Genomic DNA, 17,132 nt, shown 5'->3' with positions numbered 1-17,132 from the left:
GTCTTCGGTGAACGCACTCTGGCCACACTGGAGCGTCTTCTGAGCCTGCTGTCGGCCTTTGAGGTCGTGGTATGGATGACGGATGGCTGGCCGCTGTATGAATCACGCCTGAAGGGAAAGCTGCACGTTATCAGCAAGCGTTACACTCAGCGCATTGAGCGACATAATCTGAATCTGAGACAACATCTGGCAAGGCTGGGACGGAAGTCACTGTCGTTCTCAAATCGGTGGAGCTGCATGACAAGGTCATCGGGCATTATCTGAACATAAAACACTATCAGTAAGTTGGAGTCATTACCCATTGGCATTATGGTTATTGATCTTTTTGCCGTGCAACGTAATGGTGCCGGCCGATTTCTCGCGAATACCAAATAACGTCTCAACAATATCGGTACGTTTCGCCCCCATCAGCCCGGCAATACCGAGGATCTCCCCTTTATGCAGATCAAACGAGACATCACGGATCGACGGCTGGCGCAGTGACGTCAGGTTACGCACCTCGAGGATGACTTCGCCCGGCTTGTTTTCTTTGTCAGGGAAACGCTGGTTAAGAGAACGCCCAACCATCATGGCGATGATCTTGTCCATCGTCAGTCCTGCCAGCGGTTCGGTGGCGATCCACTGACCGTCGCGCAATACGGTAACTTCATCACATAACTGGAAGATTTCCTCCATTTTATGCGAGATATAAACAATACCGCAGCCGCGCTCTTTTAATTTACGAATAATAGTGAACAGATGATTGACCTCTTTTTCGGTTAACGAAGAAGTCGGTTCATCCATAATCACAATTTTCGCGTTATAGGAAAACGCTTTGGCGATTTCGATCATCTGCATTTGCGAAACAGATAATGTGCCGACGCGCGCACGCGGATCGATATCAATATCCAGTTCATCAAAAATCGCTTTGGTTTCGCGGTACATTTTGTCCTGATCGACAAACATGCCTTTGGTGGGGTATCGCCCAAGCCACATGTTGTCCATCACCGAACGTTGTAATACCAGGTTTAACTCCTGGTGTACCATCGAAATACCATTTTCCAGTGCTTCTTTGGCCGAATAGAAATCGATCTCTTTACCCTGGAATAAAATGGTGCCGGAGTCTTTTTGATAAATACCAAACAAGCATTTTAATAATGTTGATTTTCCTGCGCCGTTTTCCCCCATTAATGCATGGATAGAATGTGGCCGGACTTTTAAATTAACGTTATCAAGTGCCTTAACACCAGGAAAGGACTTGTTGATACCGCTCATTTCCAACAAGTATTCCCCGGAGGACGGAGTCGTTGAGCTGACCATATAATTTTACCTTGTTGGTCATACAATAAGGGCGCAGTAATAGACTGCGCCCAATCAGTCTTATTTCTTGCTGAATTCAGCCAGGTTGTCTTTATCTACGCCAACATAAGGTACGCGGACCACTTTGTTGTCGATTTTCCAGTTGGTGCCATCAGCCGCACCTTTACCATCGGCCAGGTTTTTCGCCAGATCAAAGGTCGCTTTCGCCTGGTTGTTAGCATCGTTCAGTACGGTGCCCGCCAGTGCACCGGATTTCACCAGCGCCAGCGCTTCTGGCAGAGCATCGACGCCAAACACCGGAATGCTGGACTTGTTGTGTGCTTTCAGTGCTTCTACCGCGCCCATTGCCATCGCATCGTTGTTGGCGATAACCACTTCGATTTTGTTGGCGTTCGGGCCAGACAGCCAGGCGTCCATCTTATCTTTCGCCTGAGCGGTATCCCACATTGCGGTATCTAACTGTAACTGTTCAGTTTTGATGCCTTTATCGTTCAATTCTTTAATCACGTAAGTGGTACGTGCTTCTGCATCCGGATGGCCCGGTTCACCTTTCAGCAGTACGGACTGAATCTGACCGTCTTTGTTCAGATCCCAACCCTGATTCGCCGCCCAGTGTTTAGCAATCAAATCGCCCTGAATAATGCCGGACTCTTTGGAGTCAGTGCCAACGTAGTAGGCTTTGTCGTAGCTATCCAGCGCCTTACGAGACGGTTCTTTGTTGAAGAAAACCACCGGCACGTTTTGCCCACGCGCTTTCTCAATCACCGTACCCGCAGCTGCCGGGTCAACCAGGTTGATTGCCAGTGCCTTCACCCCTTTCGCCAGCAATACGTCGATCTGATCGTTCTGCTTGGACTGGTCATTCTGAGAATCATTCATCAGCAGCTGAACATCTGGCGCGGCTTTCGCATCTTGCTCAATAGCCTTGCGCACTACAGACATAAAGTTATCGTCGTACTTATAGATTGTTACACCAATGCGAGTATCAGCAGCGTGTGCAGCGGCACCGAATAACATGCTGGCCATCACAGCAGACAGGGTTAACACCTTCTTATTCATGGTATCTCCGGTTTTTCTTATGCAGGGTAGTGCTTGAGATAAATGCTCGGCAGGGCAGTAGAGTTAATGAAGTGTTACTGAACGCCGAAGCTCACTTTTTAAAATTCGTTCTTCCATGCCCGGTAACGCTCCAGAAAACGGCTTTAATTGTTGTTATGACGCTATTACCTCGGTGAAAGTGATTATTCACTGTTACATACGGGTTACAACGTTAAAACGGTGCAATCATAGCTATCACATTGTTAAGATACTGTGAAATCACTCACAGATTGAAAGCGGTTACATCGCCTGATTTGTTGAGTTAGTGATCGCCGCCGCATTCTGGCGCGTTGCGACAGAATGGCGACGCACTAACGTCGGCATAAAACAGTGGCTGGCACGAGGATCAATATTGCCTGCTGCCCCCTGCAAGGCCAGTTCGGTGGCTAATTTAGCCATTGAAGCAATGGGATAACGCACGGTCGTTAATTGCGGGCGGTGTAACGGGCGATGGGAATATCATCGAAACCGATGATTGAGAGATGTAACGGAATCGCAATGCCATTATCTTTTAATGCTGTCAGTGCGCCAGCGGCCATATTGTCGTTATAAGCAAATATAGCGGTAAGTTGTAGATTGCGCCCCAGCAGTTCAACCATCGCCGCCTCACCGCCCGGCATGTCCGGCGTACCAGTGCCAATCCAGCTTTCCGGCGGAATAATATCCTGCTCTTTCAACGCACTCATCCAGCCTGCTTTACGCATGGCGTCATCTTCAATGCCGTGACTGGAAGAAAGATAACCAATACGTTGATGACCGTTATTCAGCAACATGCGCGTCGCCATTCGGGCACCGCTGAGATTATCCAGGCAAACGCAACGATGGGCGTACCCCGGCACAACGCGGTTGATTAACACCATACCGGGAATGTTATCCATAAATTGCGCCAGTTCATCGTCACTCAATGCTTTTGAGTGAACAATCAACGCATTACAACGCTGGCGAATTAACACCTCAATGGCGTGACGCTCTTTTTCCGCTTCATGATAGCTATTGCCGATTAGCACGTATTTCTGATGCTGCTGAGCGACTAGATCCACCGCTTTTACCAGCGCGCCGAAAAACGCATCAGAAACGTCCATCACCACCACGCCAATGGTGTCGCTAACCTGAGTTGCCAGCACCTGGGCATTGGCGTTTGGCCGATAATCCAGCTCACTCACGGCTTTCATTACTGCTTCACGCGTGTCGGCACTGACCAGCGTGCTGTTATTGAGCACCCGGGAAACCGTTGCCACAGAGACGCCAGCCTGACGCGCTACATCACGAATGGTGATCATATTCACTACCTGTTATGAGATTGCAGTAAATGACTGCTTGCTGGCGGCTATTTTGTCAGCACTGAATACAGGACTTCGTGAATCGAGTCACAGCAATGGAAACGGTTACAGCCGTTTTGTTAACGAATGTGATCCAGATCGTTATCTTGATGTTTTAGATATTGCCGTTCCGGCAGCACGCAAAGTTAACTGACGCCAGAGCCATTCCACCGGCCCCTGGCGGAAGTAACGCAGCCAGATAACAGAGAAGAGGATATTCGCCAGCCATACCGGAATAACAAACGCCAGCAGCTCCAGGCGGTCAAAATGCATAAACAAACCGAGGTGGTAAAAAAGCATGGTACAAATCAGCGTTTGCAATAGATAGTTGGTCAGCGCCATCCGTCCGACGCAGGCGATCGCAAGCACCAGCTTAAAGCGGCTCAATTGCGGCCAGAAGCCATAAAACAGCGACGCATAGCCAATCGCCTGAAACGGCGCACTCAGTTCCCGCGGCATTTGAAGTAAGAAGGCACACCAGCGATACGCCCAGTCCAGCTGCCATTGCAGGGCGATGGCAGGAAGGTTAATAGTCACCCCAATCGCCACCAGCACAAAACCAGTACGACGATAGTGACGTAAGCTGAACTGCCCTTTCAGCCAGCCGCTGCGCATCAGCGCCGCACCAATGAGCATCATCCCTGCCAGTTGCCAGCCATACTGTGCGCCCAGTGCCAGTAAACTGTTGCCAACACCATCGGCACGATTACTGATTGCTTCAACGCCGCCGTGAAGCTTCCAGTATTTTTCATACAAAATAGCCGATGCATCCGGCGTCCAGGCGCGGCTGGTCTGGCTGTCGGAAATCAGCCCCAATAACAGCAAAACGCCAAGCCCCACCAGATAAAGCATGACGCCTGTATTAAACAGGCTTTTTACCGATGGCGCATCGCGCACCAGCCGCCAGCAGATTAAGCCCACCAGCCCGTAAGCCAGCAGAATATCGCCGTCCCAGAACAATAAACCGTGAATAAAACCCAGCAAGACTAACAGCGTTAACCGCGACTGGATCCAGCGTCTGCCACGGGGCAGCAACATTTGCAGGCCCGCACCAAACAGCAGCGCAAAAAGCGTGAGGAATTTCACCTGGCCGATGAGATCGAGAAATGCCCAGGTCCATGCATCCTGCGGCGTAATAGCGCCGTACCAAGCGGGATTGAGATAAGCCGCCTTTGGTAGCCCAAAGGCGCTGATGTTTAATAGCAGGATCCCCAGAATGGCGACGCCGCGAACAAAATCGAGCGTTACGTTGCGCTCCATGGTTCCTGCCTTTTAATCAGTTGTGATGACGCACAGCGCGCAGAAACTCGTGGCGCGTATTCTGACTGGATTTGAACAATCCACCAAGAGAGGTCGTTGTTGTGGCACTGGTTGCATCGCGGATGCCACGCGCTTTCACGCAGTAATGCACCGCATCAATGGAGACAGCCACGTTATTGGTGCCCAGCAGCGTTTGTAGCGCAATAAGAATTTGCTGCGTCAGACGTTCCTGCACCTGCGGACGCTGGGCAAAGAACTGCACGATACGGTTAATTTTTGACAGACCGATCACCGAATCTTTCGGGATATAAGCCACCGTCGCTTTGCCATCGATGGTAACAAAATGGTGTTCACAGGTACTGGTCAGAGTGATATCGCGCACGGTGACCATTTCATCGACCTTCATTTTGTTTTCAATGAGGGTGATTTTCGGGAAGTTGGCGTAATCCAGACCGGAGAAAATTTCATCGACATACATTTTAGCGATGCGATGCGGCGTTTCCATCAAACTGTCATCAGCCAGGTCGAGATTCAGCAGCTGCATGATTTCGGTCATATGACCAGCAATAAGGCTTTTGCGCGTTTCGTTATCCATTTCATGCACGGGCGGGCGCAGCGGTGTTTCCAGTCCTCGCGCAACTAACGCTTCATGAACCAGGGCCGCTTCTTTACTGAGTGATGGCATTTATGATTTCTCCTGCAGGTGTGACGCCTCCGCCCTGCGTGGGGGCAAAGTTATTAAGCTGATTTACAGCCTGATTATTGTGCGTGAGGCGGCGCACATAATCCAGTATTCACAGCGATAATTATTGTAATTGCCGCTGCCTTTCATCAGCAGATGTTAAAACATCGTTATGCAAATACGGAAGTGAAAGTTACTCACAGCACATTGAATAAACGGTATGATGAAGAAATTGCAAACAACACAACAAGGAGCCACGCATGGAAATGCTCGAAGAGCACCGCTGTTTTGAAGGCTGGCAGCAACGCTGGCGACACGACTCCAGTACCTTAAACTGCCCGATGACGTTCAGTATCTTTCTCCCACCCCCTCGTGATCACACCCCGCCACCAGTGCTGTACTGGCTTTCCGGATTAACCTGCAATGACGAGAACTTCACCACCAAGGCGGGTGCCCAGCGCGTGGCGGCAGAACTGGGGATTGTACTGGTGATGCCAGACACCAGCCCGCGCGGCGAAAAGGTTGCCAACGACGATGGCTACGATTTAGGCCAGGGCGCAGGCTTTTATCTTAATGCCACGCAACCGCCGTGGGCGACGCATTACCGGATGTATGATTATCTGCGCGATGAATTACCGGCGCTGGTTCAATCGCAATTTAATGTCAGCGACCGCTGCGCCATTAGCGGTCACTCAATGGGTGGTCACGGTGCGCTGATTATGGCGCTGAAAAATCCGGGTAAATACACCAGCGTTTCGGCCTTTGCGCCAATTGTGAATCCGTGCAGCGTCCCGTGGGGAATCAAAGCGTTTAGCAGCTATTTAGGTGAGGACAAAAATGCATGGCTGGAATGGGACAGTTGCGCGCTGATGTATGCCAGTAACGCGCAGGATGCGATCCCGACGCTTATCGATCAGGGCGATAATGATCAGTTTCTTGCCGACCAGTTGCAACCTGCGGTACTGGCAGAAGCCGCGCGCCAGAAAGCGTGGCCGATGACGCTGCGTATTCAGCCGGGATATGATCACAGTTACTACTTCATCGCCTCTTTTATAGAGGATCACCTGCGCTTCCATGCGCAGTATTTACTGAAGTGAAAGTCCGCCCGGTTCGCCGGGCATCTTCTCGTCAGAAGCGATAATCCACTGCCATAAAGTAACGACGTCCGTCTTCGTTATAGCTGTAGTCGTCACGACTGAGATCCTTGTCGCCAAGGTTCAGCACGCCTGCGCGCAGTTTGACGTCTTTAGTCACCTGCCAGGCCGCGCCGGTATTCCAGATGGTATAACCGCCCGGTGTTTTAGCCGTCGCGCTGTCGGCGCGTTTCTGCCCGGTATAGTGACCAGAAACATAGAATGACCAGTCTTCCAGCGCCAGCGGTTTCCAGTCCAGCGTACCGTTAGCAGTATGGAACGGCAGATCGGATAGCGGTTTGTTTTCGCCGTTGCTGACATCACGACCATCGTTGTAGGTGTAGTTGATCGACAGTTTCCATTCATCGTTGAACGGAATTTTCAGTTCGGTTTCCACGCCCTGAATACGAGCTTTGTTAACGTTGTAGTAGCTAAATACCGGTATGCGCCGTCCGTTAGCGCCCGTCTCAAAACCAACAAAGTTTTGGTAGCCCGGTGCAGCGTTGACGTCAGACGTACGGCTGATGCTGATACGATCTTTCACATCGTTACGGAAAACGGTAACGCTGGATTCAACCCCTTCCAGCCAGCCTTCTTCACCCATGTAGTAAAGCCCCAGCTCCCAACTTTCGCTGGTTTCTGGTTTCAGATCCGGGCTACCCACAATCTTACATGCGCCACGGCAGGAATTGCTCGTCCAGTCAGGGCTAAGTTGCAACAGAGAAGGTGCTTTAAATGCCGTCGCCCAGCCCCCTTTCACCGTTACGGTGTCGGTGGCGTTATAAACCAGGTAGGCACGCGGACTCCAGTGTTCACCGTAGGTTTCGTGATCGTCCATACGCACGCCGGTCGTCAGCGCCAGCGGCTCGAAGATCCGCCATTCATCTTCCACAAACAGCGCGTACTGGCTGGCAGACGTTTTGGAGCTGGTTCCCCCGGTCAGGTTCACCGCATCGCTAAGTTTGTCGTGACGCCATTCACCGCCAACCGTGAGAAACTGATTAATCGCCGTCAGCGGCAACGTGTATTTGCCGTCGACCGTATTGCTTTCGGAAGTTATCGGGCTGCTGTTGCCAGGGTTTTTGTTCTCGACTTTCTCACCGTAGTATTTCAGTTCGCTGGTGCCGTAATCCCAACGCCCATTATGGCTGACGGAGTAGTTCTGGCGTTCCAGGCGGTTTTTGTCCAGCGAGTTCCTGACGGTCGAAACCGTATCCGGCAGTAAAATCGTGATTTTGATTCGGTGTCCAGGCAAATTCAACATTGCCGTCGCGGCTGGAGAATCCTTCAATACGCGGCGTTTCTCCGGTATCGGTGGTCGTTGAGTTTTGCGGGTCATCCTTTTCACGTTTTGCCAGGCTGCCGTAAGCTTTCATTCCCAGCACACCATCAATTAATGGTCCACTGGTAAAGAACTGACCGTTATAGGTATCACCGCGATCGCGATGTTCCTGAATGGTGGTATCGACGGTAACGGTACCCGACCATTTCTGACCGATTTTTTTGGTGATGATATTCACTACACCGCCGAGCGCATCGGAGCCGTATAGCGACGACATCGGGCCACGAACCACTTCAATACGTTCGATGGAATCGACCGGGATCCAGTTCAGATCGAAATCATTGTGGCGGAAGACGGCATTGCGGGAGTTAACGCGTTTACCGTCGACGAGAATCAGGGTGTAGCTGCTGTCCAGACCACGAATACTAACGCCCTTACGGTTATCCCCTTCGTTCGTCAGTTGTACGCCAGGCACTTCTTTGAGGACATCCTTCAGATTCTGTACCGGTTTTCGCTGCAGGTCTTCCTGGGTAATGACGCTGATACTGGCGGGTGCATCTTTGAGGTTTTGTTCAACGGAAGATGCAGTGACAACCATCGTTTCGCCATCATCATCGACCGCTAACACAGGCCATGCACAAGAAATAGCGGACAAACACAGCCCGACCCGTACGAAAGGGTTCAACCTAAACATTCCATATTTCCATGAGGTAACTACGAAAATAAAATGGGTTATCGCTCACATCTTCTTCACGTCCCCTTGCGTACGGCAGCATCGCGGTGGACTTATTTGTATGCAGGTGATCATCCCAGAAAGCCGGAACAGCCTCTGATTTGTCAGCCTTTTTTGATTGCGGCGTAACGATAATGCAAACGATAACAATTATCAATCTAAATGTTAAATTTTATATCCGCATGATTTGTCAGGGAAATGGAATTGAAAAAGCCCTCTCGGTTGAGAGGGCTTAGCAAGGAAGGGAGGAAACTTATTTCTTATCGTTCTGCGGGAACTTCATTTCGCTGTAGCGTACGAAGTGAGTTCCTTTAATCAGCTTGTAGCCGAACCAAATAATCAGGAACAGCGGGATACCAATATACGTTGCCGCTACGCCGCCCCAGTCAATGGTATCTTTCAGGAACGCTTCGTAGTTCTGGCCCAAAGTGATAATCAGACACAGAATGAATGCGAAGATCGGCCCCAGTGGGAAGAAACCTGAACGGTACGGCAGATCGTTAATGTCGTGTCCCTGCAATACGTAACCGCGACGGAAGCGATAGTGGCTAATGGCAATCCCCAGCCAGGCGATAAAACCCGTCATCCCGGAGGTGTTCAGCAGCCACAGGTATACCGTCTGGTTGCCAAACATGGAGGTCAGGAAGCACAGACCGGCAATCACCGTCGTCGCATACAGCGCATTACGCGGCACGCCACCACGCGACAGTTTAGCGAAAATGCGCGGCGCTTTACCGTCACACGCCAGGGTGTACAGCATACGAGTAGACGCATACATACCGGAGTTACCGGCTGACAGCACCGCCGTCAGAATAACTGCGTTCATCACCGCCGCCGCAGAGAGCAGACCCGCGTGCTGGAACACCAGGGTGAACGGACTAACGCTGATGTCTTTAACATCGTTACGCAGCAGGCTCGGATCGGTGTACGGAATAATCAGGCTGATAATCAGGATCGCGAACACATAGAACAACAGGATTCGCCAGAACACCTGACGTACCGCGCGTGGAATGTTTTTCGCCGGATCTTCGGACTCGCCTGCAGCAATACCGATCAGCTCGGTTCCCTGGAAAGAGAAGCCGACAATCATAGCTACGCCGATCATCGCCGCAAAACCACCAGCAAACGGCGCTTCGCCGATTGTCCAGTTGCTCCAGCCCGCAGGCTGCGCGCCTTTGAAGATACCGATAATCATCAGCACGCCAACGATGATAAAGACAATAACTGTCGTGACTTTGATCAGTGAGAACCAGTATTCCGCTTCACCAAAGCCACGAACTGAGATGTAGTTCAGCAGGAAGATAACGCCGAGGAACAACGCACTCCAGATCCAGCCCGGTGTATCCGGGAACCACCAGCTCATGACCAGCTGAGCTGCAACCAGGTCAACGGCGATAGTCACCGCCCAGTTGTACCAGTAGTTCCAGCCCAGCGCGAAGCCAAAGCCTTCTTCAACATAGTTCTGACCGTAAGTGGCAAACGAACCGGAAACCGGCATATATGCAGCCAGTTCACCGAGACTGGTCATCAGGAAGTAAACCATCAGGCCAATCAGCATATACGAGAGCAATGCCCCGCCCGGACCTGCCTGAGAAATCGTTGCGCCAGAGGCAACAAAAAGACCTGTACCGATGGAACCGCCAATGGCAATCATCGTCAGGTGACGCGCCTTTAATTCACGGCGTAAGCCCGGCGCTTCTGTGGTTTTAGTTTCGGAAACCATACAAAAATGCTATCCATCTTAAAAATGAGGCGCGATTGTAGCAGACAATTGGCAATCCTTCCGGCAGAAATACACGGTTATAAGACACCTTCATGATCGCCCAGGGATTATAAGTAAAGCAGCCAATCTCTTTTCTGGCGAATGCATGCTGAGGGCGCTGCGTCACGAAATCGACACAGCACCAGCATGTTCTTGTACAGCAACTTAACGCGGTACATTCGCGGGATCGCAATAGTCCAGAAAGCGCCGTAGCGCGTTGGAAAGGTGTTTTTGCCGATGATGTATACGCCACAACGTACGCATCAGGCGCGGCAGAGGGACCGCAACTTCACTTAATGTGCCTGCCTGCAATTGATCTTCAATCACCCGTCGCGACAGGCAACTAATTCCCAACCCATGACGCACCGCATGTTTGATTGCCTCGGAGTTACCTAATTCCATCGCCATCTCAAACTTCGGTAAATGTGACAGCAATAGATAATCGACAATCTCCCGCGTGCCGGAACCGCGTTCACGCAGGATCCACGGCGCAGCGGCCAGCTGTTCTAAGGTGATCGGACCACGAGCCAACGGCGAAGTCGGCGCGGCGAAAACCACCAGCTCGTCTTCCAGCCACGGTTCAGAAATGATTTCAGTGCTGTGGCACGGTCCTTCAATAAAGCCAATATCAACGCGGAAATCCAGCACCGCTTGCATCACGTCCTGGCTGTTCCCAACGCTAAGTTCAATCGGCAACTGCGGATAATCATGGCGATAACGGGCGATAACTGCAGGCAGAATGTAGTTACCGATGGTACTACTGGCATAGATACGAATCGCGCCGTTGTCTTCGCGAAACAGTTGTTCGATTTCAACCGCCTGTTCAAGCAATGCCAACGCACGCGGATAGAGCAGCCGCCCGTGTTCATTAACAACCAGTCTTTTCCCCACGCGATCAAACAGTTGCACGCCAAGCTGCCCTTCCAGGTCGGTCAAGGCTGCGCTCACTGCTGATTGCGACAACGCCAGCATCACCGACGCCTGGGTGGTTGATCCACTTTTCAATACTTCTGCAAAAACTTCCAACTGCCGGAGGGTGATGTGCATAGTCGCTTACCACTTATAAAGATTAATTATAAATATATAATCAATTTTATTTTTAAACCAGTTAGTCGTAACCTTATGCCCGGTTATAAGGAGAGGGTTATGACGAATATCACCTTACAGAAACAACATCGTACACTGTGGCATTTTATTCCGGGGTTAGCCCTGAGTGCAGTTATCACCGGGGTCGCCCTGTGGGGTGGTTCCATTCCCGCGGTTGCGGGTGCCGGGTTTAGTGCCCTCACCCTCGCAATCTTGTTGGGGATGGTTTTAGGCAACACCATCTATCCGCACATCTGGAAAAGCTGTGACGGTGGTGTGCTGTTTGCCAAGCAATATTTATTACGTCTGGGTATCATTCTTTATGGCTTCCGTCTGACGTTCTCGCAAATTGCCGATGTCGGTATCAGTGGGATCATCATTGACGTGTTGACGCTGTCCAGTACCTTCCTGCTGGCTTGCTTCCTGGGGCAGAAAGTGTTTGGTCTGGATAAGCACACCAGCTGGTTGATCGGTGCCGGTAGCAGTATCTGTGGTGCTGCCGCGGTACTGGCGACTGAGCCGGTAGTGAAAGCGGAAGCCAGTAAAGTAACCGTGGCTGTTGCAACCGTTGTTATCTTCGGGACCGTCGCGATTTTCCTCTACCCGGCGATATATCCGCTGATGTCTCAATGGTTTAGTCCGGAAACTTTCGGTATCTACATTGGTTCTACTGTGCACGAAGTGGCGCAGGTGGTGGCGGCAGGTCATGCCATCAGCCCGGATGCGGAAAACGCAGCAGTTATTTCCAAAATGCTGCGCGTGATGATGCTGGCTCCGTTCCTCATCCTGCTGGCGGCGCGTGTTAAACAGCTGTCTGGGGCGAACAGCGGCGAGAAAAGCAAAATCACTATTCCGTGGTTTGCCATCTTGTTCATCGTCGTTGCCATCTTTAACTCGTTCCACCTGTTACCGCAGAGCGTGGTGAACATGCTGGTAACGCTGGATACCTTCCTGCTGGCAATGGCGATGGCGGCGCTGGGTCTGACCACTCACGTCAGCGCGCTGAAAAAAGCCGGGGCGAAACCTCTGCTGATGGCACTGGTACTGTTTGCCTGGCTGATTGTTGGTGGTGGTGCGATTAACTATGTGATTCAAAGCATCATCGCATAAACCACTACATCTTGCTCCTGTTAACCCGCTATCATTACCGTTTTCCTCCAGCGGGTTTAACAGGAGTCCTCGCATGAAATACATTGGAGCGCACGTTAGTGCTGCTGGCGGTCTGGCAAATGCCGCAATTCGCGCCGCCGAAATCGACGCAACCGCGTTTGCCTTGTTCACCAAAAACCAACGTCAGTGGCGTGCCGCACCGCTCACGACGCAAACCATCGATGAATTCAAAGCGGCCTGTGAAAAATATCACTACACATCGGCGCAAATTCTTCCCCACGACAGCTATCTGATTAACCTCGGACATCCGGTCACTGAAGCTCTGGAAAAATCGCGCGATGCCTTTATAGATGAAATGCAGCGTTGCGAACAACTGGGGCTTTCTTTGCTCAACTTCCACCCTGGCAGCCATCTGATGCAGATTTCAGAAGAGGATTGCCTTGCGCGTATTGCCGAATCCATCAACATTGCGCTGGATAAAACTCAAGGTGTAACAGCGGTGATTGAAAACACCGCCGGTCAGGGCAGTAACTTAGGGTTTAAATTCGAACATCTCGCGGCGATTATCGACGGCGTGGAAGATAAATCCCGTGTCGGCGTCTGCATTGATACCTGCCATGCTTTCGCTGCCGGGTATGATTTGCGTACTCCAGCCGAATGCGAGAAAACGTTCGCGGATTTTGCCCGTATTGTTGGCTTTAAGTATCTGCGCGGGATGCACCTTAACGATGCGAAAAGCACCTTTGGCAGCCGCGTTGACCGCCATCATAGCCTCGGTGAAGACAATATCGGTCATGATGCGTTCCGCTGGATCATGCAGGACGACCGTTTCGACGGCATTCCGCTGATCCTTGAAACCATCAACCCGGATATCTGGGCAGAAGAGATCGCCTGGCTGAAAGCGCAACAAACTGAAAAAGCGGTAGCCTGAAGATGAATAACCGGGAAAAGGAGATCCTTGCAATTTTACGGCGTAACCCGCTGATTCAGCAGAACGAAATTGCGGACATGCTGCAAATCAGTCGTTCGCGCGTTGCGGCGCATATTATGGATTTAATGCGCAAAGGGCGGATTAAAGGCAAAGGTTACATTCTCACCGAGCAGGAATACTGCGTAGTGGTGGGGACAATCAATATGGATATTCGCGGGATGGCGGATATCCGTTACCCGCAAGCGGCTTCTCATCCCGGTACAATTCATTGCTCGGCGGGCGGCGTGGGACGCAACATCGCCCACAATCTGGCGCTGTTAGGCCGTGACGTCCATTTGCTTTCAGTGATTGGCGATGACTTTTATGGCGAAATGCTCCTGGAAGAAACGCGCCGTGCCGGCGTGAATGTCTCCGGCTGCGTTCGTTTGCATGGTCAAAGCACATCGACGTATCTGGCAATTGCCAATCGAGACGATCAAACCGTGCTGGCGATTAACGATACCCATCTGCTGGAACAGTTGACACCGCAACTACTGAACGGGTCGCGCGATTTACTTCGTCATGCGGGCGTGGTACTGGCTGATTGCAACCTGACAGCCGAGGCGCTGGAATGGGTCTTTACCCTCGCTGATGAAATCCCGGTGTTTGTCGATACCGTTTCAGAATTCAAAGCGGGCAAAATCAAACACTGGCTGGCGCATATTCACACCCTGAAACCCACTTTACCGGAGCTGGAAATTTTATGGGGACAGGCGATCACCAGCGATGCTGACCGTAATGCCGCAGTGAATGCATTGCATCAGCAAGGTGTTCAGCAACTGTTTGTTTATTTGCCCGATGAGTCAGTTTATTGCAGCGAAAAGGATGGAGAACAATTTTTGCTGACCGCGCCAGCGCATACGACAGTAGACAGTTTTGGTGCTGACGATGGTTTTATGGCGGGCCTAGTATATAGCTTTCTTGAAGGATACAGTTTCCGCGACAGCGCCCGTTTTGCGGTAGCCTGCGCGGCAATTTCGCGCGCCAGCGGCAGCTTAAACAACCCTACCCTGTCTGCCGATAACGCGCTTTCATTAGTGCCAATGGTGTAACAATGTTGCCGGATTCGACGCTTGACCGCATCTTATCCGGCTCATAAATTGCGCACTACGCTAAACCAATAAAGAATCCTGCAATAGTAGCACTCATCAGGTTAGAAAGTGTCGCCGCCGCCAGCGCGCGTAAACCAAGTTGGGCGATTTCCGGCGCACGGTGTGGCGCAACCGCAGAAAACGCCCCCACCACCACCCCGATAGAACCAAAGTTAGCGAAACCGCACAACGCGAAAGAAATAATCGCCACGGTTTTAGCATCCAGAGTGCCACCCGTTTGCAGATATGGCGAGAAATTGAGATAAGCGACAAATTCATTGATCGCCAGCTTCTGCCCAATCAAACTCCCGGCAAGATTTGCATCACTCCAGTCAACCCCCATCACCCACGCCAATGGGGCCAACAGGTAACCTAAAATGGACTCCAGCGAGGCATGTGCAAAACCAAACCAGCCGCCAACGCCGCCGATAATACCATTAATTAACGCAATGATGGCGACTGCCATAACAACTGTCGCTACACCGGCGGCGATTTTCAGCCCGGTCATTGCCCCTGTCGCAGCGGCTTCAATAATGCTTTTTGGCGGTGTTTCGGTGAAAGAGAGGTTATTAAAGGAAACCTGCGAAGATTCCGTAGCCGGGCTTAACAGGCGGGCAAACAAGATCCCGCCTGGGATCGCCATTAACGATGCCGCCAGCAAATATTCCACAGGTACGCCCAGGGCGGCGTAACCAATCATTGTCGAACCAGCAATCGAGGCCATGCCACTACAAATCGCTGTAAATAATTCATTGCGATTCAGATGATCGATAAAGGGTTTGACGATCGCCGGAATTTCGTTTTGCCCGAGGAAAATGGTGGTGACCGCGACGAATGACTCAATCTTGCTGATATTTAATGCTTTCTGGAATATACCGCCGAGAATGCGAATTAAAATCCCCATCACACCGATGTAGTAGAGAATACTCACCAGTGCAGTGACGAAGATAATTGCCGGTAATACCCTGAAACCAAAGATAAATCCTGCGCCATCAAACAGCGTGTCCATTTTCGGCCCGACCAGCGAACCGAAGATAAATGCGCTACCCGCGTCGCTGTACGCCATCACTTTATGCACGCCAAAAGCGACTTTTTCAGCGATCCAACGCCCTGCCGGTAACCAAAGCATAATCCCGCCAATCACGACCTGTAACACTAACGCCGCGCCAACGGTACGCAGCTGATCTTCTTCTTGTTTACTGACAGCAAAAACGCAATCGTCAGCAATACCACCATTCCCAGAACACTTCTCATGACATCCATAGTTATTATCTCTTCATGTCATATTGGGCGACGGCTTTCTGCCCATCAGAAATAGCCGGGCTTGGATCTTGCGATACTGACCCGGCTTGTTATCAACACTTAATGGGTTTTGATGTAGCCGCGCACGCACTCTTCGACTAAGCCCCAGAACCAGTCGGTATCAATAGTGATGCCGACTTTGGTATTAGCGGGCTTGCCAAGAACGCCCAGCTCGTCGCAGACGGTACGCCCATAGCAAGGGCCACTGTTGACGTCCACTTCGACGTACATCTCCTGGGTTTTAATGCCATCAGGGTTAATCAGATAACCGATGCAGGTGGCGTCGTGCACCGGGCCGCCAGCCAGGCCGTAGTTTTCGAACTGCGTTTTGAGAGTGAAGTTCATGATGTCGCTGAACAGCTCTCCGGCAGGGCCGCCTGCCCTTTCCATCCGTGCAATCACGTCCGGGGTGCAAACAGTCTGGTTGGTGAGATCGAGGCCCATCATCACTAATGGAACGCCGGAGGTGAACACCACGCGGGCTGCTTCCGGATCAGCAAAGATGTTGAACTCGGCAGATGGCGTGAAGTTGCCTGTACCGTAAGCGCCGCCCATTAGCACAATTTCACGGATTTTGGGCAGGATCGCGGGTTGCATACGCATTGCCACCGCGATATTTGAAAGCGGACCAACCGGCACCAGAGTGATATCGCCATCGCTTGCCATCAGGGTATCAATGATGTATTTCACCGCGTGGGTACTTTCTGCCTGGCGGGTCAGCGACTCGAATACCGGACCATCCAGTCCGGTTTCACCGTGAATATTATCGGCAACGATTTGTTTACGCATAATGGGGGTAATGCTGCCAACTTACTGATTTAGTGTATGATGGTGATTTTAAGGTGCTTGCGTGGCTTCCATTTCCATCAGATGTCCTTCCTGCTCCGCTACTGAAGGCGTGGTGCGTAACGGCAAAAGCACTGCCGGACATCAGCGCTATCTCTGCTCTCATTGCCGTAAAACATGGCAACTACAGTTCACTTACACCGCCTCTCAGCCCGGTAC

At 51.4% G+C, this 17,132-nt stretch carries 11 protein-coding genes and 5 pseudogenes; 6 read left to right on the top strand and 10 right to left on the bottom strand.

The window, feature by feature from the left end:
• On the top strand, positions 1-264 hold a 264-nt coding region (locus tag BFF42_RS24240), incomplete at its 5' end, for an IS1 family transposase (protein WP_371462478.1).
• 36 nt (positions 265-300) lie between these two features.
• On the opposite strand, the pseudogene BFF42_RS24235 reads toward BFF42_RS24240, so the two are convergent.
• From BFF42_RS24235 to folE, 5 genes and pseudogenes are all read right to left on the bottom strand, one after another.
• Positions 301-1,299 (bottom strand): annotated as a pseudogene (locus BFF42_RS24235) (ATP-binding cassette domain-containing protein); the annotation flags it as partial.
• A 60-nt stretch (positions 1,300-1,359) separates the two neighbouring features.
• Positions 1,360-2,358, bottom strand: coding sequence for a galactose/glucose ABC transporter substrate-binding protein MglB (gene mglB, locus BFF42_RS24230; RefSeq protein ID WP_001036971.1), 999 nt, complete (start codon positions 2,356-2,358; stop codon positions 1,360-1,362).
• A gap of 279 nt (positions 2,359-2,637) precedes the next feature.
• A pseudogene (gene galS, locus BFF42_RS24225) lies at positions 2,638-3,677 on the bottom strand (HTH-type transcriptional regulator GalS).
• A 141-nt stretch (positions 3,678-3,818) separates the two neighbouring features.
• A complete protein-coding gene (gene yeiB, locus BFF42_RS24220) occupies positions 3,819-4,976 on the bottom strand; it encodes a DUF418 domain-containing protein YeiB (RefSeq protein ID WP_000440906.1) in 1,158 nt (385 codons plus the stop codon).
• A 16-nt stretch (positions 4,977-4,992) separates the two neighbouring features.
• Positions 4,993-5,661 (bottom strand): GTP cyclohydrolase I FolE, encoded by a 669-nt coding sequence (folE, locus tag BFF42_RS24215; RefSeq protein WP_001139613.1) that lies wholly within the window; start codon positions 5,659-5,661, stop codon positions 4,993-4,995.
• Positions 5,662-5,918: 257 nt separating this feature from the next.
• On the opposite strand from folE, the gene yeiG reads away from it, so the two are divergent.
• The gene (yeiG, locus tag BFF42_RS24210) at positions 5,919-6,755 is read left to right on the top strand and encodes an S-formylglutathione hydrolase (RefSeq protein WP_000425438.1); all 837 of its coding nucleotides are present in this window, start codon (positions 5,919-5,921) and stop codon (positions 6,753-6,755) included.
• Positions 6,756-6,786: 31 nt separating this feature from the next.
• On the opposite strand, the pseudogene cirA reads toward yeiG, so the two are convergent.
• The 3 genes and pseudogenes from cirA to yieE form a co-directional block, all read right to left on the bottom strand.
• A pseudogene (gene cirA / locus BFF42_RS24205) lies at positions 6,787-8,767 on the bottom strand (catecholate siderophore receptor CirA).
• A 292-nt stretch (positions 8,768-9,059) separates the two neighbouring features.
• Positions 9,060-10,529, bottom strand: coding sequence for a lysine-specific permease (gene lysP / locus BFF42_RS24200; RefSeq protein ID WP_000253273.1), 1,470 nt, complete (start codon positions 10,527-10,529; stop codon positions 9,060-9,062).
• Between the two features lie 204 nt (positions 10,530-10,733).
• Positions 10,734-11,615, bottom strand: coding sequence for a DNA-binding transcriptional regulator YeiE (gene yieE, locus BFF42_RS24195; protein WP_000548290.1), 882 nt, complete (start codon positions 11,613-11,615; stop codon positions 10,734-10,736).
• Positions 11,616-11,714: 99 nt separating this feature from the next.
• Here yieE and BFF42_RS24190 point away from each other — a divergent pair, with 99 nt between their 5' ends.
• The 3 genes from BFF42_RS24190 (at position 11,715) to BFF42_RS24180 (ending at position 14,786) form a co-directional block, all read left to right on the top strand.
• On the top strand, positions 11,715-12,764 hold the full coding sequence (locus tag BFF42_RS24190) for a YeiH family protein (RefSeq protein WP_000182052.1): 1,050 nt from the start codon (positions 11,715-11,717) through the stop codon (positions 12,762-12,764).
• 73 nt (positions 12,765-12,837) lie between these two features.
• Complete coding sequence (gene nfo / locus BFF42_RS24185; protein WP_000873888.1) at positions 12,838-13,695, top strand: deoxyribonuclease IV; 858 nt, start codon at positions 12,838-12,840, stop codon at positions 13,693-13,695.
• A 2-nt stretch (positions 13,696-13,697) separates the two neighbouring features.
• Complete coding sequence (locus BFF42_RS24180) at positions 13,698-14,786, top strand: sugar kinase (protein ID WP_001065002.1); 1,089 nt, start codon at positions 13,698-13,700, stop codon at positions 14,784-14,786.
• A gap of 55 nt (positions 14,787-14,841) precedes the next feature.
• On the opposite strand, the pseudogene BFF42_RS24175 reads toward BFF42_RS24180, so the two are convergent.
• Together BFF42_RS24175 and rihB are read right to left on the bottom strand one after the other, a co-directional pair.
• Positions 14,842-16,088, bottom strand: a pseudogene (locus tag BFF42_RS24175) (NupC/NupG family nucleoside CNT transporter).
• A gap of 99 nt (positions 16,089-16,187) precedes the next feature.
• Positions 16,188-16,934, bottom strand: a pseudogene (gene rihB, locus BFF42_RS24170) (ribosylpyrimidine nucleosidase); the annotation flags it as partial.
• A gap of 43 nt (positions 16,935-16,977) precedes the next feature.
• Here rihB and BFF42_RS24165 point away from each other — a divergent pair.
• Positions 16,978-17,132: IS1 family transposase (locus BFF42_RS24165; protein ID WP_001348782.1), on the top strand; the 155-nt coding region annotated here is incomplete at its 3' end.

Origin of the sequence: Shigella sp. FC1661 (genome assembly GCF_001712525.1) — a bacterium.
Taxonomy (GTDB): Bacteria; Pseudomonadota; Gammaproteobacteria; order Enterobacterales; family Enterobacteriaceae; genus Escherichia; species Escherichia coli.
Note: the sequence above shows the minus strand (reverse complement) of the source record. Positions and strands in the feature narration are given on the sequence as shown.